27 protein-coding genes are annotated in these 19,351 nt (G+C 54.6%); 20 read left to right on the top strand and 7 right to left on the bottom strand.

Going from position 1 to position 19,351, the window contains the following annotated elements; translation table 11 throughout:
- The first annotated feature begins 19 nt into the window (after positions 1-19).
- From SYNCC9902_RS04660 to SYNCC9902_RS04605, 12 genes are all read left to right on the top strand, one after another.
- A complete protein-coding gene (locus tag SYNCC9902_RS04660) occupies positions 20-472 on the top strand; it encodes a Ycf51 family protein (RefSeq protein ID WP_011359726.1) in 453 nt (150 codons plus the stop codon).
- A complete protein-coding gene (locus SYNCC9902_RS04655) occupies positions 469-873 on the top strand; it encodes a DUF4332 domain-containing protein (protein ID WP_011359725.1) in 405 nt (134 codons plus the stop codon). The genes SYNCC9902_RS04660 and SYNCC9902_RS04655 overlap by 4 nt, the downstream gene beginning before the upstream one ends.
- A gap of 61 nt (positions 874-934) precedes the next feature.
- Complete coding sequence (locus tag SYNCC9902_RS04650) at positions 935-1,201, top strand: hypothetical protein (protein WP_011359724.1); 267 nt, start codon at positions 935-937, stop codon at positions 1,199-1,201.
- Positions 1,191-2,786, top strand: a complete 1,596-nt coding sequence (locus SYNCC9902_RS04645; RefSeq protein ID WP_011359723.1) for a CocE/NonD family hydrolase — start codon at positions 1,191-1,193, stop codon at positions 2,784-2,786. Before SYNCC9902_RS04650 ends, SYNCC9902_RS04645 begins: the two co-directional genes overlap by 11 nt.
- Positions 2,787-2,797: 11 nt before the next feature.
- Positions 2,798-3,508 (top strand): DUF3887 domain-containing protein, encoded by a 711-nt coding sequence (locus SYNCC9902_RS04640; protein WP_011359722.1) that lies wholly within the window; start codon positions 2,798-2,800, stop codon positions 3,506-3,508.
- 58 nt (positions 3,509-3,566) lie between these two features.
- Positions 3,567-5,861, top strand: a complete 2,295-nt coding sequence (gene glgB, locus SYNCC9902_RS04635; RefSeq protein ID WP_011359721.1) for a 1,4-alpha-glucan branching protein GlgB — start codon at positions 3,567-3,569, stop codon at positions 5,859-5,861.
- 123 nt (positions 5,862-5,984) lie between these two features.
- Entirely contained in the window at positions 5,985-7,043 is a 1,059-nt protein-coding gene (gene hemE / locus SYNCC9902_RS04630; protein WP_011359720.1) for a uroporphyrinogen decarboxylase, read from the top strand.
- Positions 7,040-8,059, top strand: coding sequence for an NAD-dependent epimerase/dehydratase family protein (locus SYNCC9902_RS04625; protein WP_011359719.1), 1,020 nt, complete (start codon positions 7,040-7,042; stop codon positions 8,057-8,059). The genes hemE and SYNCC9902_RS04625 overlap by 4 nt, the downstream gene beginning before the upstream one ends.
- A gap of 5 nt (positions 8,060-8,064) precedes the next feature.
- The gene (gene petE, locus SYNCC9902_RS04620; RefSeq protein WP_011359718.1) at positions 8,065-8,424 is read left to right on the top strand and encodes a plastocyanin; all 360 of its coding nucleotides are present in this window, start codon (positions 8,065-8,067) and stop codon (positions 8,422-8,424) included.
- Positions 8,425-8,550: 126 nt separating this feature from the next.
- On the top strand, positions 8,551-8,904 hold the full coding sequence (locus tag SYNCC9902_RS04615; protein WP_041424916.1) for a c-type cytochrome: 354 nt from the start codon (positions 8,551-8,553) through the stop codon (positions 8,902-8,904).
- A 4-nt stretch (positions 8,905-8,908) separates the two neighbouring features.
- Entirely contained in the window at positions 8,909-9,136 is a 228-nt protein-coding gene (locus tag SYNCC9902_RS04610; protein ID WP_011359716.1) for a Nif11-like leader peptide family natural product precursor, read from the top strand.
- Positions 9,136-9,531 carry a hypothetical protein gene (locus tag SYNCC9902_RS04605; protein ID WP_011359715.1) on the top strand — a complete coding sequence of 132 codons (396 nt, stop codon included), beginning with the start codon at positions 9,136-9,138 and terminating at the stop codon, positions 9,529-9,531. Before SYNCC9902_RS04610 ends, SYNCC9902_RS04605 begins: the two co-directional genes overlap by 1 nt.
- Here the strand turns inward: SYNCC9902_RS04605 and SYNCC9902_RS04600 are convergent.
- Positions 9,528-9,728, bottom strand: a complete 201-nt coding sequence (locus SYNCC9902_RS04600) for a hypothetical protein (protein WP_011359714.1) — start codon at positions 9,726-9,728, stop codon at positions 9,528-9,530. The two genes, SYNCC9902_RS04605 and SYNCC9902_RS04600, sit on opposite strands and share 4 nt — an antisense overlap.
- Before the next feature lie 142 nt (positions 9,729-9,870).
- Here SYNCC9902_RS04600 and clpB point away from each other — a divergent pair, with 142 nt between their 5' ends.
- On the top strand, positions 9,871-12,459 hold the full coding sequence (clpB, locus tag SYNCC9902_RS04595; protein WP_011359713.1) for an ATP-dependent chaperone ClpB: 2,589 nt from the start codon (positions 9,871-9,873) through the stop codon (positions 12,457-12,459).
- Between the two features lie 28 nt (positions 12,460-12,487).
- Here clpB and SYNCC9902_RS04590 read toward each other — a convergent pair whose 3' ends face one another.
- On the bottom strand, positions 12,488-12,952 hold the full coding sequence (locus tag SYNCC9902_RS04590) for a 6-carboxytetrahydropterin synthase (RefSeq protein ID WP_011359712.1): 465 nt from the start codon (positions 12,950-12,952) through the stop codon (positions 12,488-12,490).
- A gap of 72 nt (positions 12,953-13,024) precedes the next feature.
- On the opposite strand from SYNCC9902_RS04590, the gene hisIE reads away from it, so the two are divergent.
- Positions 13,025-13,693: a bifunctional phosphoribosyl-AMP cyclohydrolase/phosphoribosyl-ATP diphosphatase HisIE gene (gene hisIE / locus SYNCC9902_RS04585; RefSeq protein ID WP_011359711.1), complete on the top strand. Its 669-nt coding sequence runs from the start codon at positions 13,025-13,027 to the stop codon at positions 13,691-13,693.
- Here the strand turns inward: hisIE and SYNCC9902_RS04580 are convergent.
- The 3 genes from SYNCC9902_RS04580 to SYNCC9902_RS04570 all read right to left on the bottom strand — a co-directional run bounded on the left by SYNCC9902_RS04580 (position 13,690) and on the right by SYNCC9902_RS04570 (position 15,583).
- The gene (locus SYNCC9902_RS04580; protein WP_011359710.1) at positions 13,690-14,352 is read right to left on the bottom strand and encodes a L,D-transpeptidase; all 663 of its coding nucleotides are present in this window, start codon (positions 14,350-14,352) and stop codon (positions 13,690-13,692) included. The genes hisIE and SYNCC9902_RS04580 overlap by 4 nt on opposite strands.
- Before the next feature lie 98 nt (positions 14,353-14,450).
- On the bottom strand, positions 14,451-15,092 hold the full coding sequence (locus SYNCC9902_RS04575) for a matrixin family metalloprotease (protein WP_011359709.1): 642 nt from the start codon (positions 15,090-15,092) through the stop codon (positions 14,451-14,453).
- Positions 15,092-15,583: a DUF2214 family protein gene (locus tag SYNCC9902_RS04570; protein WP_011359708.1), complete on the bottom strand. Its 492-nt coding sequence runs from the start codon at positions 15,581-15,583 to the stop codon at positions 15,092-15,094. Before SYNCC9902_RS04570 ends, SYNCC9902_RS04575 begins: the two co-directional genes overlap by 1 nt.
- 180 nt (positions 15,584-15,763) lie before the next feature.
- On the opposite strand from SYNCC9902_RS04570, the gene SYNCC9902_RS04565 reads away from it, so the two are divergent.
- From SYNCC9902_RS04565 to SYNCC9902_RS04545, 5 genes are read left to right on the top strand one after another with little or no spacing between them, the layout of a single operon-like run.
- Complete coding sequence (locus SYNCC9902_RS04565; protein ID WP_041424914.1) at positions 15,764-16,690, top strand: sigma-70 family RNA polymerase sigma factor; 927 nt, start codon at positions 15,764-15,766, stop codon at positions 16,688-16,690.
- 18 nt (positions 16,691-16,708) lie between these two features.
- Positions 16,709-17,104 (top strand): YkvA family protein, encoded by a 396-nt coding sequence (locus tag SYNCC9902_RS04560; protein ID WP_011359706.1) that lies wholly within the window; start codon positions 16,709-16,711, stop codon positions 17,102-17,104.
- 15 nt (positions 17,105-17,119) lie between these two features.
- Positions 17,120-17,440: a hypothetical protein gene (locus SYNCC9902_RS04555; RefSeq protein ID WP_011359705.1), complete on the top strand. Its 321-nt coding sequence runs from the start codon at positions 17,120-17,122 to the stop codon at positions 17,438-17,440.
- Between the two features lie 40 nt (positions 17,441-17,480).
- On the top strand, positions 17,481-17,729 hold the full coding sequence (locus SYNCC9902_RS04550) for a hypothetical protein (RefSeq protein ID WP_011359704.1): 249 nt from the start codon (positions 17,481-17,483) through the stop codon (positions 17,727-17,729).
- Positions 17,726-18,238 (top strand): phosphate-starvation-inducible PsiE family protein, encoded by a 513-nt coding sequence (locus SYNCC9902_RS04545; RefSeq protein WP_011359703.1) that lies wholly within the window; start codon positions 17,726-17,728, stop codon positions 18,236-18,238. The genes SYNCC9902_RS04550 and SYNCC9902_RS04545 overlap by 4 nt, the downstream gene beginning before the upstream one ends.
- Here SYNCC9902_RS04545 and SYNCC9902_RS04540 read toward each other — a convergent pair.
- Positions 18,153-18,671: a Nif11 domain/cupin domain-containing protein gene (locus tag SYNCC9902_RS04540; RefSeq protein WP_011359702.1), complete on the bottom strand. Its 519-nt coding sequence runs from the start codon at positions 18,669-18,671 to the stop codon at positions 18,153-18,155. The genes SYNCC9902_RS04545 and SYNCC9902_RS04540 overlap by 86 nt on opposite strands.
- An 82-nt stretch (positions 18,672-18,753) precedes the next feature.
- Here SYNCC9902_RS04540 and SYNCC9902_RS04535 point away from each other — a divergent pair, with 82 nt between their 5' ends.
- The gene (locus SYNCC9902_RS04535) at positions 18,754-19,092 is read left to right on the top strand and encodes a c-type cytochrome (protein WP_011359701.1); all 339 of its coding nucleotides are present in this window, start codon (positions 18,754-18,756) and stop codon (positions 19,090-19,092) included.
- Here the strand turns inward: SYNCC9902_RS04535 and SYNCC9902_RS04530 are convergent.
- Positions 19,068-19,337, bottom strand: a complete 270-nt coding sequence (locus SYNCC9902_RS04530) for a YciI family protein (protein ID WP_011359700.1) — start codon at positions 19,335-19,337, stop codon at positions 19,068-19,070. The genes SYNCC9902_RS04535 and SYNCC9902_RS04530 overlap by 25 nt on opposite strands.
- Between the last annotated feature and the right edge of the window lie 14 nt (positions 19,338-19,351).

Below are 19,351 nucleotides of genomic sequence, written 5' to 3'. Positions count from 1 at the left end.
CGAAAAGACACCAGACTTGATGGCCCTTGATCAGCTGCTCCTCACCGCAGCGCCATGGCTGGCCTGGACAGGCCTCGGGCTCGCTGGTCTCACCGTGGTGGGATTTCTCGCTCGTTGGGGCATTCGCTTCCGACTTGTGGGGATTAGCAGCTTTACTTTTTTGTTGGCCATCAGCAGCTGGGCCTTCGGTGTTAGTTACACCCCGCCGGTTGTGATTGAGGGAGCTGTGCGGGCTCCGATTGTTTTTGATAACGGCAGCGACCTTGTCGTCGCGCAAATCCCAATCGACATCGATCCTTCGACAATCACCCCAACGCTTGAACAAATCGCAGGCAATTTGCGTGGATCTGGACGAGGTAGCCGCACCGTTGTTGTGCGATTAAGGGGAATCGAATCTGTCGAAGAAGGCTTGGGACGCCCTGTGATTCTTGGTGAAACCATTCGTGATTTCCAAACCGCTTCAGCGGAATGACATCGCCCAGAGCGCAGCCCTTCAACGATCTGCCCCAGTCCTTCCGACGGGAACAGCAAGAACTCGTGCGAGCAGGAATCACAACATGGCCTGAGGTTCAAGCCATTGATGAGCTGCAACTCAGTCGTCTTGCCCGGAGTGGGTTGGCATCAGCGCGCAACCTCAAGCGATTGCGGGGCATCGCAACGTTGGTTTGTGCGCTCGACCTTCCCCCCCAGGATGCAGCTCTTCTGATGCACGCTGGGATCGCTTCGATTTCTGCCTTGGCCAGTTGCACTCCGGAACGCTTAATGCGACAAACAGGACGGCTTGAGCGAAGCCTGGGAACACGTCGCCAAGCCGTTGTCGATCTGAACGTCGCTCGAGACTGGATTCAACGAGCCAAACAACTTATGAACTGACCCCAGGCCATCCCCACCCACAGAAAGAACTGTTTATTGAGGGAGAGCGTTTAGGGGTCTGATGCGCAACGTTTTGATTGGATTGGCCCTTATTGGCCTGCAAACCACCGCTGTTTCCGCCGGCTCTGATCTGCTGAAAGACGTCAAGAGAAATCCGCAGCAAGCCAAAGCAATGTGCAGGGATTTCATAACGCTCAATGAGAACGGCCAATCGGCTTATTCAAAAAAATCGATCCGCTCTATTGCCAAGAGTCGCAATTTGAGTGAGGACGATGCTGAAGTTTTAGTGACTTACGTCGTGGGCATGCATTGTCCGAATGTTCGCTGATTCTCCAACTGTTCGATCGAGGGATGGTGCGCTGATCCTTGCCGATGGCGTTCGCCTGATCTCCAAGCTTTGGTTTCCTGAAAGTGGAGGGCCTTGGCCTGCGTTGTTGATGCGACAGCCCTACGGGAGAGACATCGCGTCAACCGTGACCTATGCCCATCCCGCCTGGTGGGCCCAGCAGGGATTTCTTGTTGTCGTTCAGGACGTGCGCGGTCAAGGCGATTCCACTGGCGTCTTTCGTGGGTTTTCCCAAGAAGCAAACGACACTGCAGCAACCCATGCGTGGGTGCGTGCCCTCCCCGAATGCAATGGAAAGCTGGGTTGCTACGGCTTCTCCTATCAAGGCCTTACACAACTTCTCGCTCCAGCCAATTCCCTGCCACCGGAGTGCTTCGCACCAGCGATGGCAGGACTCGATGAACGTGACGACTGGAGCTGTACAGGAGGAGCCCATTGGTGGCATCTCGGGCTGGGCTGGGGCCTACAGCTAGCCGCCCTTCAGGCCAAACGACGCGGTGATGATCAAGCCTGGTACAACATTCGACGCAGTCTTGAAGACGGGTCTTATCTCAGAGACGGCCCGGAACTGCTGAAGGAGCATGATCCGGAAGGTATGGCGTGGACATGGCTCCAACGCGACCCCAGGGATCGTGACCAATGGCCAATCCATCCCGTCCAAACCAGCTGGTTAAAGCAACCCATGTTGTTGCTGGGTGGATGGTGGGATCCCCATCTTTCAGGGGTCCTGAAGCTTTGGGAACACAGCAACGCTGCTGGTGGTTCCCCGGAACTCATGGTGGGGCCAGCGACACACTTGGAATGGTGGCCAGGGGTTCAAACCCAACTCCTGCGCTTCTTCAACCAACACCTAAAGGCAGCGGACACCTCGGGCTCCACTCGAGGGTCGCAATTTTGGAACATCACACAATCACGCTGGCAAGAGGCATGCACCTCTTCGACCAAAACGTGGTCACTGCAAAGTTCGGGGCTCGCCTGCACCGATCCCACCCACGGATTACTCCAACCAGATGGTTCTGGGATGGGAATGGAGTGGATCGTGCACGATCCCTGGCGCCCCATGCCCGCCATCGGCGGACATCTCAGCCCGAACCCTGGCCCTGCGAATAGGGCCACACTCGACCGTCGTACTGACGTAGCAACGTTCAACACCCTGCCGTTTACAAGAGAACACGAGCTTTTCGGCCACCCTCAACTCAGGCTCAGGGCTCAAGCCGATCATCCCGGCTTTGATCTTTGCGTCAGTCTTTCCCGCTGCGCCAAAGGGGACAATTCGGCCGAGCAACTCAGCACCGGTGTTCTGAGGGTTCTGGGGGACAGAGCACAGACGGTTTTGGAGCATGTCGTTCAACTACAGCCCCTATTGGCCACCCTGGAGGAAGGAGATCAACTGCGGCTCTCCATCGCCGCGGCTGCATGGCCTGCCATTGGCGTCAATCCTGGAGACAACACCACGCCATCGGGCTCACCCTCCCCTGAACACCGTGTTGTGACACTGACATTGCATCTCACTGACTCCAAGCTGCAGCTCATCCCGATGAACTCCGGCAAACTAGAAAACGCATAATCCGTCCTTCCGTGAAGCTGTCCGCCGCCCTGCTGGCTCTCGTTCTTTCAGCCCCAATGGGTATGGCCGCTCCACAGGATGGAGAGCAGCTCACAAAGACTGAACTTTCTACAGCCCAGGCCACCGCCGCCGCCGAGCTGGCGTTAGGAGCCTTAAAAGAACGCGACGGTGACGAACTGCATGGGGCCCTAGCCGAAGCGGTTCGCACAAGCGTGAGCAAAGACAAGGTTCAAGAGCGTCTCAACAAGCTCACCAGCATTCGCCGCACCCGCGTCGTGGGGGTTGCTCCTGGGTACAACACCACAACGGTTGACGCCGTTGTGGTCACGGCCGAAGGCGATCAACCACTGTTAATGGTGCTTGATGAAGACGGGAAATTATTGGCCTGGAAATGGAGCCAACAGGTTCAACCAATTGAATCCACAGCTCTTGAATTCGTCCGACACCTGGCAGCGGAACGTTGGGTCTTGGCCAGGACCAAACTCTCACTTCAATTGCAAGAAGAGCTCTCTCCAGCAGATCTGGAACGCAAATGGTCCAAGCTCAATCGCGTCTCCGGGGGCTTCCGCAGCGTGAAGGATGCCGTGATCGCTAGCCAAGGCGGAGACCAGCAGTTAGTGCTGGTGGCTGTGGCTTTCGGGAAGGCGACCTCCAACCTTTTTGTGATCTTCGATGATCAGGGTCGAATCATCAACGTCGACATCTCGAGAGATTTCGTCTGAGTCCCAACGAACCGATCACGAAAAGCGGCTTAACATCGCGCCACTTCATATCTCACACATGGGTGGCGCTGCGGTCCTCGACTGGATGGTTCAGGACGGCGTACGGCTAGAAAATTGCCGTCACGACCACCCCCTTGCGGTGCTGGGACCTCAGCCCGATGACCAAGGATGGACCGTGCGGGTTTGGATGCCCGAGGCTCAAAAGGTAACCCTCCTGCTGGGCAGTCAGGAGATCGTTACATCCACACCAAACCATCCATGGATTTTTGAGGCTTCGACACCCTCAGACCCGGGCAGCAACTACAAGCTGAGGGTTGAGCGTGGAGGGATCACCACCGAACAACATGATCCTTGGGCCTTCCGCCACGAATGGATGGGAGAGATGGATCGCCATCTTTTTGCAGAAGGGAATCATCACCACATCTGGCAGCGGATGGGTGCACATCTCACCCAGATCGATGGCATTAGTGGGGTGATGTTCTGCCTTTGGGCTCCGAACGCTCTAACTGCTTCCGTCCTTGGCGATCTCAACTCTTGGGATGGTCGCCATCATCCGATGCAAAAACGGCTCGGAGGAATCTGGGAATTGTTCGTCCCCGGACTAGACGCAGGAACTCTCTACAAATACGAAATTCGCTCCCAGGAAGGGCACTGCTACCAAAAAGCTGATCCCTACGGTTTTCAACACGAGGTTCGTCCCGACAACAGTTCCGTTGTGGCACGGCTTGAGGGATACAGCTGGTCCGACTCCAGCTGGATGCAGGATCGAGACAGTCGGAATGCTCTCGACCAACCGATCTCTGTGTATGAGATGCACATCGGAAGCTGGATTCATGCTTCTGCTGACGAGCCTTGGATCCAACCGGATGGCCAACCGCGGGCACCCGTTCCCGCGGCGGATATGAAGCCAGGCGCTCGACTCCTGACCTACGCCGAGTTATCGGATCGCCTTATCCCTTATGTGAAAGAACGAGGCTTCACCCACATCGAATTGATGCCGATCACCGAGCATCCCTTTGATGGATCTTGGGGCTACCAAGTAACCGGGTGGTATGCCCCCACCAGCCGTTACGGCACCCCTGACGAATTCCGTGCCTTTGTCGATCGCTGTCACGCTGAAGGAATCGGCGTGATCATCGATTGGGTCCCTGGACACTTCCCCAAAGATGCCCATGGATTGGCCTTCTTTGATGGAACCCATCTCTATGAGCATGGTGATCCACGCATCGGTGAACACAAAGAGTGGGGAACACTGATTTTCAACTACAGCCGAAATGAAGTTCGCAACTTTCTTGTTGCCAACCTCGTTTTTTGGTTTGAACAGTTTCACATCGATGGAATTCGAGTCGATGCTGTTGCCTCCATGCTTTACCGGGATTATTTGAGGCCCGATGGGGAATGGCTACCAAATGAAAATGGTGGTCGCGAAAATACTGAGGCTGTTCGTTTCCTCCAACAAGCCAATCATGTGCTGTTCCAGCACTACCCAGGTGCCCTTTCGATTGCAGAAGAATCGACCACCTGGCCGATGGTGACCCAACCCACTGACATGGGCGGACTTGGATTCAACCTCAAATGGAACATGGGTTGGATGCACGACATGCTCGACTATTTCGAGCTGGACCCTTGGTTCCGTCAGTTCCACCAAAACAACATCACCTTCTCTATTTGGTACACCTATACGGAGAACTTCATGTTGGCCCTGAGTCACGATGAAGTTGTCCATGGGAAGAGTCATCTTCTTCACAAGATGCCCGGTGATGATTGGCAGAAGTACGCCAACACAAGGGCTCTTTTGGCCTACATGTGGACACATCCAGGCAAGAAAACCATCTTCATGGGGATGGAATTTGGCCAAAGGGCTGAATGGAATGTTTGGGGAGATCTCGAATGGGATCTGCTCAATTACGAGCCGCACAAGGGAATTCAACGCCTGGTTGATGATCTGAATGTGCTGTACAAGGCCCAACCAGCCCTATGGCGCGATGATTTTGATCAGTTTGGTTTCCAGTGGATTGATTGCAACGACAATCGCCACTCCGTTATCAGCTTCATGAGACGCGATAGCGCCAGTGGAACCTGGCTTGTTGTGGTGGCCAACTTCACACCACAGAGCCATGCCAACTACCGCGTCGGCGTTCCGCTTGAGGGCTTCTACGAAGAGATCTTCAATACCGATGCTGCCAAATACGGCGGCAGCAACCTCGGGAACATGGGTGGCAAGCCCACAGACGCTTGCGGCATTCACGGCTATGAGCACTCCTTGGATCTCTGCCTGCCACCACTGAGCTTGGTGGTGTTTCAGCACGATCCAAAGCGCACGCTGATCGAATCCTCCGCGCCATCCGACTAAGGCATTCGCCGGGCCTCGGGCTCAAACACAACTGCCATGTGACGAAGCCGGTGACAGTTAGCCGGAAACCCCCTAGCAATCGCATTGCTTCAGGTAGGTTTCCGGCTTAATTGAACCGGCTAGATGAGCGACACCCTGCCACTCCTACTGCGCGCTGCACGCGGTGAATCGGTAGAGCGTCCCCCCGTGTGGATGATGCGACAAGCCGGTCGTTACATGAAGATCTATCGAGATCTCCGCGATAAATACCCCAGTTTCCGTGAGCGTTCAGAGAACCCAGATCTCTCCTACGAGATCTCGATGCAGCCGTTCGAGGCATTCCAGCCCGACGGAGTCATCCTGTTCTCCGACATCCTGACCCCGCTCCCAGGAATGGGAATCGACTTCGACATCATTGAGAGCAAAGGACCGCAAATTGGCGATCCAATTCGGTCGATGGAGCAGGTGAAAGCCTTGCGTCCCCTGAACCCCGCCGAATCGATGCCTTTTGTCGGTGAAGTGTTGGGTCGCCTTCGCAAAACCGTCGGCAATCAGGCAGCTGTGTTGGGTTTTGTTGGTGCTCCATGGACCCTGGCCGCCTATGTGGTGGAAGGGAAAAGCAGCAAAAATTACGCCGTGATTAAGGCCATGGCGTTCCGTGAGCCGGAACTGCTGCACACGCTGCTGAATCATTTCGCTGAATCCATCGCCAACTACCTGCGATATCAAATCGATTCCGGTGCACAAGTGGTTCAGATGTTCGATTCATGGGCGGGTCAACTCAGCCCCGCGGATTACGACACCTTTGCCGCTCCCTACCAGAAAAAGGTGGTTGATCTGGTGAAGCAAACCCACCCAGACACCCCCTTTGTTTTGTACATCTCTGGAAGTGCCGGAGTACTTGAACGCATGGCACGCACTGGAGTTGACATTATTTCGCTCGACTGGACGGTGGATATGGCGGAGGCCTGCGCCCGCCTTCCTGAGCACATCGGTGTGCAGGGAAATGTGGATCCAGGATTGTTATTTGGAACACCCGATGCGATCCAAGCCCGCATCGATGACACCGTTCGAAAAGCCCGCGGTCGCCGCCACATTTTGAATCTCGGCCACGGCATTCTTCCTGGCACCCCTGAGGAGAATGGGGCGGCGTTCTTCCGTTCTGGCAAAAGCGTGATGGACCGGATTGGGACCCTCGCTTGAACCGGATCCTGATTACTGGCGCTAGCGGATGCGTTGGTCAATACGTTTCCCACTGGCTCCTCGAGAATTCCGATGCCGACCTTTTGCTGTGGCTGCGCGATCCAACGAAACTCACAGCTGTTTCAGCAGATCACCCCCGCGTTCGTTTGCTCATCGGAGATCTACGCGATACGGATCGCTTTGCAGACGACTTGGCATCGGTCAACCGAGTCATTCACACCGCGACAGCTTGGGGGGATCCAGTCCGAGCCGAACAGGTGAATGTTGTTGCGGTGAAGCGATTGCTCGCGTTACTCAATCCGCAGGTTGTGGAACAGATCATTTATTTCTCCACGGCCAGCATTCTCGATCGCGACCTCAACCCGCTCCCAGAGGCCTTGGCCTATGGCACTGAATACATCCAAACCAAGGCCCGCTGCCTCCAAGATCTTGAGACGCATCAATTGGCTGACCGGATCATCGCTGTTTTTCCGACGTTGGTCTTCGGCGGCAGAGTCGATGGAACCAGTGTGTTCCCGACCAGCTACCTCACGGAAGGCTTAGCAGAAGCCAGTCGGTGGCTGTGGTTAGCTCGATGGCTTCGGGCCGACGCAAGTTTCCACTTCATCCATGCCGAGGACATCGCACGGATCTGTGGGCAATTTGCACTAGGTCCCCATGAACCCAACAAGGAGCCTGGGCAAGGACGTCTTCGGCGCATCGTCATGGGTCAGCGAGCGATTTCGGTGGATCAAACCGTGGACACTCTCTGCCGCTGGCGCGGAGTGCGTCGCACCCCTGGTGTTCCGATGTGGCCATGGCTCATCCAAGCCCTAATTCGAATCCTTCCGATTGAAATCAACGATTGGGATCGGTTCAGCATCCGTCAACGACACTTCATTCACTCCCCAGCGAGCACTCCGGAGCGATTCGGTGGCACGAGTCATGCTCCAAACCTGGAAACAGTTCTTATCGATTCAGGGCTTCCGAATCACGGGAAACCGAGAAGGAGTCGTAAAGTCGGTGGATTCAAATAAATCCAATGCGGTCTGTGATTCGTTCCTTTGCAGCAGCATGCTGTGCACTCCTGATGTTGATCGGCCTCAACGTCGGTTCTGCTCAGGCAGCAACCGTCGAAGTGAAGCTCGGTACCGATGCCGGAATGCTTGCTTTCGAGCCCAGTTCCGTCACGATTAGCGCTGGCGACACCGTCAAGTTTGTGAACAACAAATTGGCTCCTCACAACGCCGTTTTCGAAGGCCATGACGAGCTCAGCCACTCTGATCTCGCCTTCAATCCCGGCGAATCCTGGGAGGAAACCTTCTCCGAAGCCGGAACATACGACTACTACTGCGAGCCCCACCGTGGTGCCGGCATGGTTGGCAAGGTGATCGTTGAGTGATGAGCTAACGCTCACCTGTTGAAATCAACAAATAACAATCCCCGAATCGTGTTTGTTTCATTCACGGTTCGGGGATCTTTCTTTTGAGCTTGGAGCTGAATAGGCTTGGGTACCGATGGCTCTTCAATGGCTCGCATCGCCGGATTAATCCTGTTGTTATTGACCCTCATCGGTCCAATGACTACACCGAAATCTGTGCTGGCCTTTGATAGTCCCCTTGAGCAGGGTGAGCAGATTTTTAGTCAAAATTGTGCGGCATGCCACATGGGAGGTGGCAATGTGATTCGAGCGAGCCGCACCCTCAATATTCGTGATCTCAATGCGCACCTAACTGAGTATCCCCAGGATCCTCTCGAAGCGATTGAGCATCAAATTGAGGATGGCAAAAATGCCATGCCTTCCTACGCCGGAAAACTAAGCGAATCAGAAATCGTTGCTGTAGCGACCTACGTCGAACAGCAGGCAGAAATGGGTTGGTAAGTCGATGAGCCGAGAAGCTGTATCTGATTTCCTCCATGCCGTCGAGCACAGCCAGAAGGTGAGGAACGCTGCATCGTCCTGTCGCAGTGATGATGAACTCATCGCCCTTGCGAACCAACTGGGCTTTTCGGTGAATCAACGGGATCTCAACCAAGACAGTCGCGATAGCGCGATGACCCAATGGTTTGAAGTGAGTCGTATCAACTCATCCTTTCAGCCGCCAAAGACTTAATGGCTGTGATCACCCTGTTGAGTGATTTTGTAGACGGCACCAGCATGGCCCTGGTGGAGGACACGGATCTTGGCAACTTGAACGATTACATGACCCAAAGCCAGGGGAAACTTTGGGCAGGAGTTCAGCAGCGCAGACGCAAACAAGGCCTGACAACGATTCGCCGGGGACCGGGAACCATTTACTTCGCACCAGACGAGACGGCGAGCGTTGCAGTGGAGCGGTACTTGCAGAGTGCAACGGGGTCGCAAGACGAGACAACAGCGTATTTAGCCATGACAAAGGCAGGTGTCTCAATCGCTCCTCATGTGGGGGCAGAAGCTGAACGCATGGCCCTCCTCGACGGTCAGCTGCGTGACTTAAGACCCCAGGCGAAAGCCCAGGGCTTCAGCTAGCTGTGCTGACGCGCTGCATCCAGCACCGCTAAGTAGAGCTCCTCATCAATCTCCCGGATGTCGTATTCAGAGGGTCGTACGCCGTGGTGATGCTCATGAACCACCATCCAGCAACTGCGCTCAAGCTCGCCCCCGGCAGTCGTGGAAAGCGCTAACCCTTGACGAACCAAGGCATCAACGAGCTCTTGTTCTGGCATAACAACACCACTGGTCGGGGAACTCTAAAAAGAAGATCGGGTTTCACGGCCTTCGTCGTAGACCCCCAACAGCACGCTTCGGTTTGCCGCCCTCCTGTTCTGAACACCCCCCATACGGTTGATCCAGCTTTGAGACCTTGATATGCAACCCACTGCTGAACAATTCACCGAAAAGGGCTGGTCGGCGATTGTGTCTGCTCAACAGATCGCACAGACATCCCGACACCAGCAATTAGAAACCGAACACCTTTTGTTGGCATTGCTTCAGCAAAATGGTCTAGCTGCAAGGATTTTGAAGAAATGCGGCGTTGATCCAGCCACCATCCAAACCGCCGTTGAAGCGCACCTAAAGCGTCAACCCAACATGGGCTCACCGCCAGAATCGGTGTTTCTCGGGCGGGGATTTAATGCAACGCTGGATCGGGCTGAAGACGAACGCAACAGCTTTGGCGACAGCTACATCTCGATCGAGCACCTCATGCTGGCCCTGGCTAGCGATGATCGCTGCGGTCGGCAGCTGATTAGCCAAGCCGGCATCACGATCAACCAATTACGAGAGGCCATCACAGCGGTGCGCGGAAATCAAACGGTGAGTGATCAAAACCCAGAAGGAACCTATGAATCACTGGAAAAATATGGACGCGATCTCACCGCCGCAGCCAAAGAAGGTCAGCTCGATCCCGTCATCGGGCGCGACGAAGAAATTCGTCGCACCATTCAAATTCTTAGTCGCCGGACGAAAAACAATCCTGTCTTAATTGGCGAGCCCGGCGTCGGCAAAACGGCCATCGTTGAAGGGTTAGCCCAGCGCATCGTTAATGGTGATGTACCCCAAGCACTCCAGAACCGACAGCTAATTGCCCTCGATATGGGCTCCCTTATTGCAGGGGCCAAGTACCGCGGGGAATTTGAAGAGCGCCTGAAAGCCGTCTTGAAAGAGGTGACGGCGTCGGATGGTCAAATCGTGCTGTTTATCGACGAAATCCACACCGTGGTTGGTGCGGGTGCCACTGGTGGTGCCATGGACGCGAGCAATTTGCTCAAGCCAATGCTGGCCCGAGGTGAATTGCGTTGCATCGGTGCCACAACCCTGGATGAACATCGCCAACACATCGAAAAGGATCCTGCCCTCGAACGCCGCTTTCAGCAGGTGCTGGTTGATCAACCGACGGTGGAAGACAGCATTTCAATTTTGCGAGGTTTAAAAGAGCGATACGAAGTGCACCATGGTGTGCGCATTGCCGACAGCGCACTAGTCGCAGCTGCAGTGCTGAGCAGTCGCTATATCGCCGATCGATTCCTCCCCGACAAGGCCATCGACTTAGTGGACGAATCAGCCGCTCGCCTCAAGATGGAAATCACCTCCAAACCGGAGCAGATCGACGAAATCGATCGCAAAATTCTTCAGCTTGAGATGGAGAAACTCTCACTTGGCCGCGAGTCAGACAGTGCCAGCCAAGAACGGCTGCAACGCATTGAACGGGAGTTGTCGGAACTGAGTGAACAGCAAAGCAACCTGAACGCCCAGTGGCAACAGGAAAAAGGAGCGATTGACGAGATCTCTTCACTGAAGGAGGAGATGGAACGTGTCCAACTTCAAGTGGACCAAGCCAAACGCAGTTACGACCTCAACAAAGCAGCTGAGTTGGAGTACGGCACATTGGCCACGCTGCAAAGCAAGTTGCAGGAGAAAGAAGTCGAACTGGCCGCCGAAGACGGGTCCGATAAAACCTTGCTGCGAGAAGAAGTCACCGAAGACGACATCGCCGAGGTGATTGCCAAATGGACCGGCATTCCCGTGGCACGACTCGTTCAAAGTGAAATGGAGAAACTGCTCCAACTCGAAACCGACCTGCATCGACGGGTCATTGGCCAAGACCAAGCTGTTACAGCTGTTGCCGACGCCATTCAGCGATCCAGGGCTGGGCTAAGCGATCCCAACAGGCCAATTGCCAGCTTTCTATTTCTTGGCCCCACGGGCGTCGGCAAGACCGAGCTCTCGAAGGCCCTCGCCAACCGTTTATTCGATAGCGATGACGCCATGGTGCGCATCGACATGTCGGAATACATGGAGAAGCACACGGTGAGCCGCTTGATTGGCGCACCCCCTGGCTACGTGGGCTACGAGGCCGGTGGCCAGCTCACGGAAGCTGTTCGTCGTCGGCCCTATGCCGTCATCCTGTTCGACGAGGTGGAGAAAGCCCATCCCGATGTTTTCAATGTGATGCTGCAGATCCTCGATGACGGACGCGTCACCGACGGCCAGGGGCGAACGGTGGATTTCACCAACACCGTGCTGATCCTGACCAGCAACATCGGCAGCCAATCCATCCTTGAATTGGCGGGTGATCCGGATCAACACCAAGCCATGGAAGCCCGGGTCAATGAGGCGTTAAAAGCCCACTTCCGACCGGAATTCCTCAATCGACTCGACGATCAGATCATCTTCCATAGCCTCAGAAAGGACGAGCTCAAGCAGATCGTGACCCTGCAAGTCGCAAGGCTTCAACAAAGGCTTGAAGCACGCAAGTTGGATCTGCAACTCAGTCCAGAGGCCTCCGACTGGCTCGCCAATGCCGGATACGATCCGGTTTATGGCGCCCGTCCTTTGAAGCGAGCGATTCAGCGCGAACTTGAAACACCAATTGCCAAGGCAATTTTGGCGGGTCAATACAGCGAAGGAGATGTCATCTCCTTGGAAGTTGCCTCCAACTCGTTGGCGTTCCGATGAAACATCAACGCCCTTGCAGAAACAGGGCTCAGAACCAGTCGGGCACCTTGGTATAGGTGGCAGCGTTGCGACGGTTTTCACGCGCCTCAACAGCCCAACAACAGGTGCGCCCGCGATCCCTCTGCTGGAGCAGTTCATTAGCCCACTCCCACACCAACACAGCGGTGTTCTCCATCCCTACGTTCTCCATCACCCGCAGATCGAGGGCACCAAGTTCATCCAAACGACGCCATTCAGTGAGCAACGGATCATCGGCATTGGCAAGAAACGTGTGATCAAATTGCCCCCGCAAGCGTTGTTCAAACGGCCGAAGACTGGAAAAATCCACAACAAATCCGCAACGATCAAGCTCTTGGGCTCCAAACCAAAGCGTGAAGCTACGGCTGTAGCCGTGCACAAAACGGCAATGCCCCTCGTGGGACCACTGGCGATGGCAACAGGAGTAACCCTCGAACAACTTGCTGCAGCTGAAGGGAGTGGGGGGAATGGTCACAACACGGAGGGGGGAGGCAATGGGATGAACGCTGCGGGAGGATCAGGGCTTCGCTTGCAAGTCTGAAATCTGATGCAGCCCCTCAGTCCAGCATTCATCAATCAACTCCGTTTTAACGAAGCCGGGTTAATTCCAGCCATTGCTCAGGATTGGCTCGATGGAGCGGTACTGATGGTGGCGTGGATGAATCAAGACGCGATCGAACACACTCTCCAGACCGGTGAAGTGCATTACTGGAGCCGATCCCGCCAGGAGCTTTGGCACAAGGGTGCCACCAGCGGCCATACCCAAACCTTGCGGGGTCTGCGCTACGACTGCGATGCCGACGTTTTGCTGCTCACGATTGAGCAGACCGGAGACATTGCTTGCCATACCGGTGCTCGCAGCTGTTTCTATGAGGAAACGGATCAACGCAGCAACGGTGGGACGCAGGCCTTACCCCCGCCGGGCGATGCCTGCACCGAATTGTTCAGGACGATTGAGGATCGCCAACACCATCCGGAAGCAGGCAGTTACACCAACAAACTGCTTGAAGGCGGTGACAACCGAATTCTCAAAAAAGTCGGCGAAGAAAGCGCCGAGTTCGTCATGGCCTGCAAAGACGACAACGCCGAAGAGATTGCTGGCGAAGCCGCTGACATCATTTTTCATTTGCAGGTCGCCATGGCCCATCACGGTGTGCCGTGGCGCGACGTGCAGAAAGTGTTGGCTGCACGTCGCGGTGCGCCTCGGCGCCCTTAACTCAGGCAAGGAGAATCCGAGCTAATCACCACCTCGTCGCCAAGCTCCACCGTATTCAGAAGCGTTTTCAGAGCGGCTTGATTCACATTGATACAGCCACCGGTCACCGCCTTCCCAACACGACTGTCGTCGTTGGTGCCATGGATAGCAAAGCTGTACCAGCGAAACTTTCCGTCGTAAGTGTTGAAACGAAACGGTTGGTCGGTGTTCTCTACGGGCGCAAGGCTGATGTAGCCCGCGCCGTACTCACCGGTTTCACCATCACCTTTGAAATCAATGGCATTCATATCGCGGAACAAGTTTTGGCGTAACTCGACCTCACTTTTTCCAGACTTCGTCACCAGCGATGGATCCATCTCAAACTTGGTGGAGCTGAGAATCGCATTCACCTTGAACGTCCCCAGCGGCGTGATTCCTTCCTGAAATGTGCTCCCGGCACATGCGATGCCATGGCGACCAAAGCCGACGTTGAAATGGAGGGGGGCCTGGGCGTCGTAGAGCACACCTTTACTCAAATCAGGTTGGTCAGCATTGAGAACAATCCGAATTGCATCGGTTTGATCCATCGCCTTGCTCGTTCCATCGTCCCCTGAGAGCAGGCCACAGCCAGATAGGCCCACGACCAAAGCCGTCATAGCCAGAGCACGACCAGCAGCCATCACTTAAAACCATCTCAATAAAGGATGCCGACTCCAACGGAATCCTGCAGAAGCAAACTGTTTTGAAGATAGAAAATGCAGTAGTGTTTTTAAAACACTTATTTCGGGCTTGTTTGAATTAATTGGCCGAAATTAGTTTCCTTTTGATACAACCAATTCAACGTAACTTGATCGCGCTCGCTGAGATTCAACACAGGTGTTTGATTCTGGTGAACTGCCATCACATCATCAGGTTGCGGGCTATGACCCCATATCCCAAAGGCGTGACCAAGTTCATGAACAGCGGTGGCTTCTATCCCTGAGGCTCTCAACTCTGGAGAGACCAACACATCCACGTGAGGTTCGAGTCGCCACTGACCCCGACGCTGAACCTCTACGACCTGAAGACGACTCCGGCCATTACTGGCTCGCCATTTGGAGCCAATGCGCCGGCGCGGAGGGCGTTGCTGGAAGATTTGAATATGAGCTTGGGCCGGCGACTTCACCCGAGTGATTGGCAACACCTCCTCCCAAACAGAAAGGGCCGATTCAAGGGCAAGGGTCCAACGCTGTTCCCATCGATCGGGTGGCTGATGATCAGCGGGCTCGAGCCACACACACCAGCGCTGAAGCACTGGTGGACCCAAGGAAGTTGTGGCCAGGACAGAGCCGTATCCAGGAGCCGATGTCGCAGATGAGCGGTCCAAGCTCACCTCCAACACTTGCATCGCTTCAACGGGCGGGCATGGATCAAGCGGCATCAACCCGCTGGCAAGCCCACTCCACGGGCCATCAAGGTTGCCAGGAAGGGAATGCTGGCAAAACCGACCAACTCAATATTGATGATCCAGCCGAGGCGAGTGGCTAATGCTTCGCTCACCTTGGGCAGCTCCCCCTTCCTCAAGGGAATTGCCCACAGGATGTAGGTCACCGTTGGGTAGAGAGACAACCCTCCGACTGAGAGGTACAGGCCAACCTTCCACCAGAACAAGGGGTTTTGGGTATAAAACTCAGTTCCTTGGCCGAAGTGAATGACCCGGAGAATGCCGCTCACCAGCAGGGCCAAAGCAGCGATGCCATAAACAATGTCGGTAATCACCATCGCGGTGGCTTCTCGACGATCTGGATTGGCTTTGATCAAGCGACGCTCCACCACCAACGCGGCGAAGCACAACATGAAGCTGAGGTAGTGAACGTACGCAACGCCGGCGCTCTTGGCGACGTCGGTGGTGAGGGCGACCGCCAGGTGCATCACACGAAACCGAAAGGAAGCGCGACGATAGCTGCCCGCAAAACTTGTGGATCAAAAGATTGGCTTTATCAATAGGAAGAAACCATTGAATATTACGCAAAACATTAATTCGGTACTCTTTATTACACCCGTTAAATCAATACACTTTGGTTCTAGCTTCATTAAAGCGATGAAGTCATGATGTCGAGCTCCCTCAGTGCCTTCCTCGGTGAAATTGGTCGGCATCAGCTGCTAACTCCCGAGCAAGAACTGATGTTAGGGAGAAAAGTACAAGCAATGGTTGCAATAACCGAACCCTGTCTTATTGCGGGGGGGACGGGACCATCCTGCGAATATAACGACAATCAACGATTTGTTATTCGTCGTGGAGAACGAGCAAAAAATCAAATGATTACTGCCAATCTTCGATTGGTGGTGAATTTAGCAAAGCGTTACCAGGGCAAGGGTCTTGACCTTCTAGATCTCATTCAGGAAGGCACACTTGGACTCACACGGGCCGTAGAAAAGTATGACCCCACTCGAGGACACCGTTTTTCGACGTACGCCTATTGGTGGATACGGCAAGGGCTTAATCGTGCCCTATCGACACAAAGTCGAACAATCCGAATCCCCGTCAATGTGAACGAAAAATTGACAAAGCTCAGGGCAGCGAAGGCACGGATCATGCAACGCAATGGGCTTACCGCGACGGGGGAACAGTTGGCTGAATTTATGAATGTTCCCCTAACCGAAGTGGAAGATCTACTGGCCTGTGAATTACGCAGTGTCACCGTCAGTCTTCAAGGAATCGTGAAGTCAAAGTCGGACCCCTCAGAACTCGTGGATATCTTGCCCAGCGACGAGATCCCCCCCATGGAGCGGGCCGAAATTGCTGAGCGTTCGGCATCCGTTTGGGCCCTCCTCAGCAAAGCCAACCTCACACCGAAGGAGCACAAAGTGGTGACACTCCGCTTCGGACTCGACGGCACCAATGAATGGCGGACGTTGGCAGAGGTCGCTCGCCACATGAACTGCTCGCGGGAATACTGCCGTCAAGTTGTGCAGAGGGCACTTCGTAAACTGCGCAAGACAGGGATTCAGAGCGGCTTAGTCGAATCCACACTCTGATGAAACGTTGGGCGGTGCATGCTTCAAGTGCCATTTTTTCCCACAAATACAAGCGGACCCTTCGATGAGCCGGTGATTGAAGCCGACGTGCTCGAACGAGAAGTGATTGATGAAGGGGTCTTCAAGAATCTTCTGCGCCGCGGTGGTCGACAACTGGCGATCCCCGCCGTGGAAGGCCTTGAACTCCTGCTGGACCATCAAACCCCCGTCCAAGTGCGGCTCACAATGCTTGCGGCACTGACTTACCTCTTATTTCCCGCTGATCTCATCCCAGATTTTCTACCCGTAGCAGGACTCAGCGATGATTTAGCGGCTCTCACGGCCTTGCTTGGCCTTTGGAGTCATCATGTAAATCCAGAGATTCGCAGTCGCGCTCAACGCAGACTCGACCACTGGTTCCCTCCCTCGCGCTAATCAGCCTGTTAATCGATGTCTGGATGGTCTCCTGATTTTGAAAACGACCTCACGCAGCTGCTGAAGGATTGGTTGAAAAGCCAGGGCAGAACACAAGCAGACCTGCGACGCAGTCTTCGTGCTGCCTCCACACGCCTGCCTTCAATCTTGGAGGTGCTGGAGCGGGACTACAAAGCCCAAGGGATCCAAGGGCTTGCGACTCGGCTTTGCCAAGTGGAAAACGAGTGGCACGGTGAAGAGCGTCCGCTCGATGCCAATGCAGCAAAGAGTGTTTCTGATCCATTTGGTCAATTAGATCTGCTTTTGCAGGAAATTCGCGAAGATTGTTCCGAGTAACCACCATCAACGGCACACTGGAGGCCTCGACATTGATTCAATGAATCCGATCAACGTTGCTAGCGCTGGCTTGCTCCTACTGGCCTCTCTCTTTGGTGGAACCACTTCGGTTCTTGCCCAAACGGAAGGCTGGTTGAAAGGCCCAGGTGTCAATGCTGGCAAGGCAAGCACCGTTGTTCCGACCAATTGCGTGGAAGGCAGCGATGGATCCATCAGCTGTGACACCAAAATCATCAATCCAGCCAGCAACACGCCGGCGCGTCCTTACTACAACCCCTTCAACGATTGAGCTCTTTTCAAAAGCCCACTCGCGGCGGACGACAGTCTTTTTTGAGCTGGGTCGACACCGGCGAACGACTCGTGGCCAGGATTCTCGCCCTGATCACCGGGGTTGTGATTATTTCAGCGTTGCTGAAACTGGTGCTATCACTTGGCTCCAAGTTGCTAACGGGTTCGGAAGCGACTTGGCTCGGTGACGACTTAATCAAGGTGCTTGGGGACTTACTCACCGTTCTCATCGCCCTTGAAGTTCTTCAAAACATCACGAGCTACTTACGACGACACGTCGTTCAAATTGAGCTCGTTCTCGTCACAGCTCTCACTGCAGTTGCTCGAAAAGTGATCGTGCTGCCCTCGGGGGCAGAAGACAAGCCGCAGTTACTGGTTGGCCTGGGAATCGCTGTCGCAGCATTGGCGGCCGCGTATTGGCTGGTTAAGCGTGCCAATACAACGCCAGCCAAAGCGTTCCAGGATCCGGATCGCTTCGTTCAACCCGATGGAGCCGATGCGGCGGAATGAAGAAATGGTCGCCTGGGCTTAGGTCCATCATTCCCTCATCTCCCTGAAACCGCAGCTGAGCACTACCCCGTAACACCAGGCCCCATTCCATCTCTGATTGATCCATCCACGACTGCTCGGGTGAACCAAATGCGTTGGAGCAGATCACTTTGAGGTGCCATCCCTGACCTGACGCCAACTCGCGTGAGGTTTCTTCCCCCGGTGGGGGGCATTTTATATGAAATAAATTATCGGCCTGATTAGTCCCTGAGGCCGACTCTCCCCAACGTCGACCAATATCAAAACCCCAGCCTTTGGCAATAGCCACAACTTGATTGTGGGAGGAACAGGCTGCCAACTGATCACGTCGCTCTGGATCGGCATCAAGGCTTTTCACCAGCGCCTGCAACTGTCCAACCTTGTCCAGAAAACGGATCAGATCATGCTCTGCCATTTCTGATCCCATCGCTTGTTGTTCTCATCCTGACAACCGACCAAGCACCAAAGCAAACTGTCTTTTAGCGGAGTGAAACGGCGTGAAAAGGTTGATCCAAGGAGTGTTGACCGCTCTATTGATGCTGCTGATGGCGCCAGGGCTCGGACAGGCTGCAGCATCGAGCGAAGGAGCAGCACTTTTTCAGCAGCATTGTGCTGCTTGCCATATCAATGGCGGCAACATCATTCGTCGAGGCAAAACACTCAAGCTGAAGGCATTAGAGCGTCAAGGGATTGCGTCAATGGACGCAATCGCTCAAATTGCTAGGGAAGGCGTCGGCCAGATGAGCGGCTACGGCGATGTTCTTGGTCCTGGTGGGGATCAACTCGTTGCGGAATGGATTTGGGAGCAGGCTCAAAATGCTTGGATCCAGGGGTAAACGTTTACAGCCGTCCAGATCCCTTCCCTCCAGTACACATCTTCAGCCACAAGCTGCTGCACAACGCTGAGAGTTTCGGCTTCAAAAATCCCGAACACATGGGTGCTCCCTTCTGTTGGCCCCAAAGTGATCAGGATTCCATCCTGCTTAAGGGATTTCAAACGTGATAAGTGCTCTTCACGATATGGGGTGCGCTTTTCAAGGGCATTTGAACAATATGTACCCCAAAGAACAAAACGTGCCATAACAAATTGATGAT

This window comes from Synechococcus sp. CC9902 (genome assembly GCF_000012505.1).
In the GTDB taxonomy this organism is placed as follows: domain Bacteria; phylum Cyanobacteriota; class Cyanobacteriia; order PCC-6307; family Cyanobiaceae; genus Parasynechococcus.
The sequence above is the reverse complement of the archived record's forward strand: the minus strand, read 5'-3'. Positions and strand labels throughout refer to the sequence as shown.

Bases quoted from the DNA above. Each gene is read 5' to 3' on its own strand.
- SYNCC9902_RS04660 (WP_011359726.1), top strand. From the start codon at position 20: ATGGCCCTTGATCAGCTGCTCCTCACCGCAGCGCCATGGCTGGCCTGG.
- SYNCC9902_RS04655 (WP_011359725.1), top strand. From the start codon at position 469: ATGACATCGCCCAGAGCGCAGCCCTTCAACGATCTGCCCCAGTCCTTC.
- SYNCC9902_RS04650 (WP_011359724.1), top strand. From the start codon at position 935: ATGCGCAACGTTTTGATTGGATTGGCCCTTATTGGCCTGCAAACCACC.
- SYNCC9902_RS04645 (WP_011359723.1), top strand. From the start codon at position 1,191: ATGTTCGCTGATTCTCCAACTGTTCGATCGAGGGATGGTGCGCTGATC.
- glgB (WP_011359721.1), top strand. From the start codon at position 3,567: ATGGGTGGCGCTGCGGTCCTCGACTGGATGGTTCAGGACGGCGTACGG.
- hemE (WP_011359720.1), top strand. From the start codon at position 5,985: ATGAGCGACACCCTGCCACTCCTACTGCGCGCTGCACGCGGTGAATCG.
- petE (WP_011359718.1), top strand. From the start codon at position 8,065: ATGCGGTCTGTGATTCGTTCCTTTGCAGCAGCATGCTGTGCACTCCTG.
- SYNCC9902_RS04615 (WP_041424916.1), top strand. From the start codon at position 8,551: ATGGCTCGCATCGCCGGATTAATCCTGTTGTTATTGACCCTCATCGGT.
- SYNCC9902_RS04610 (WP_011359716.1), top strand. From the start codon at position 8,909: ATGAGCCGAGAAGCTGTATCTGATTTCCTCCATGCCGTCGAGCACAGC.
- SYNCC9902_RS04605 (WP_011359715.1), top strand. From the start codon at position 9,136: ATGGCTGTGATCACCCTGTTGAGTGATTTTGTAGACGGCACCAGCATG.
- SYNCC9902_RS04600 (WP_011359714.1), bottom strand. From the start codon at position 9,728: ATGCCAGAACAAGAGCTCGTTGATGCCTTGGTTCGTCAAGGGTTAGCG.
- clpB (WP_011359713.1), top strand. From the start codon at position 9,871: ATGCAACCCACTGCTGAACAATTCACCGAAAAGGGCTGGTCGGCGATT.
- hisIE (WP_011359711.1), top strand. From the start codon at position 13,025: ATGCAGCCCCTCAGTCCAGCATTCATCAATCAACTCCGTTTTAACGAA.
- SYNCC9902_RS04580 (WP_011359710.1), bottom strand. From the start codon at position 14,352: ATGGCTGCTGGTCGTGCTCTGGCTATGACGGCTTTGGTCGTGGGCCTA.
- SYNCC9902_RS04575 (WP_011359709.1), bottom strand. From the start codon at position 15,092: ATGCCGCTTGATCCATGCCCGCCCGTTGAAGCGATGCAAGTGTTGGAG.
- SYNCC9902_RS04570 (WP_011359708.1), bottom strand. From the start codon at position 15,583: ATGCACCTGGCGGTCGCCCTCACCACCGACGTCGCCAAGAGCGCCGGC.
- SYNCC9902_RS04565 (WP_041424914.1), top strand. From the start codon at position 15,764: ATGTCGAGCTCCCTCAGTGCCTTCCTCGGTGAAATTGGTCGGCATCAG.
- SYNCC9902_RS04560 (WP_011359706.1), top strand. From the start codon at position 16,709: ATGCTTCAAGTGCCATTTTTTCCCACAAATACAAGCGGACCCTTCGAT.
- SYNCC9902_RS04555 (WP_011359705.1), top strand. From the start codon at position 17,120: ATGTCTGGATGGTCTCCTGATTTTGAAAACGACCTCACGCAGCTGCTG.
- SYNCC9902_RS04550 (WP_011359704.1), top strand. From the start codon at position 17,481: ATGAATCCGATCAACGTTGCTAGCGCTGGCTTGCTCCTACTGGCCTCT.
- SYNCC9902_RS04540 (WP_011359702.1), bottom strand. From the start codon at position 18,671: ATGGCAGAGCATGATCTGATCCGTTTTCTGGACAAGGTTGGACAGTTG.
- SYNCC9902_RS04530 (WP_011359700.1), bottom strand. From the start codon at position 19,337: ATGGCACGTTTTGTTCTTTGGGGTACATATTGTTCAAATGCCCTTGAA.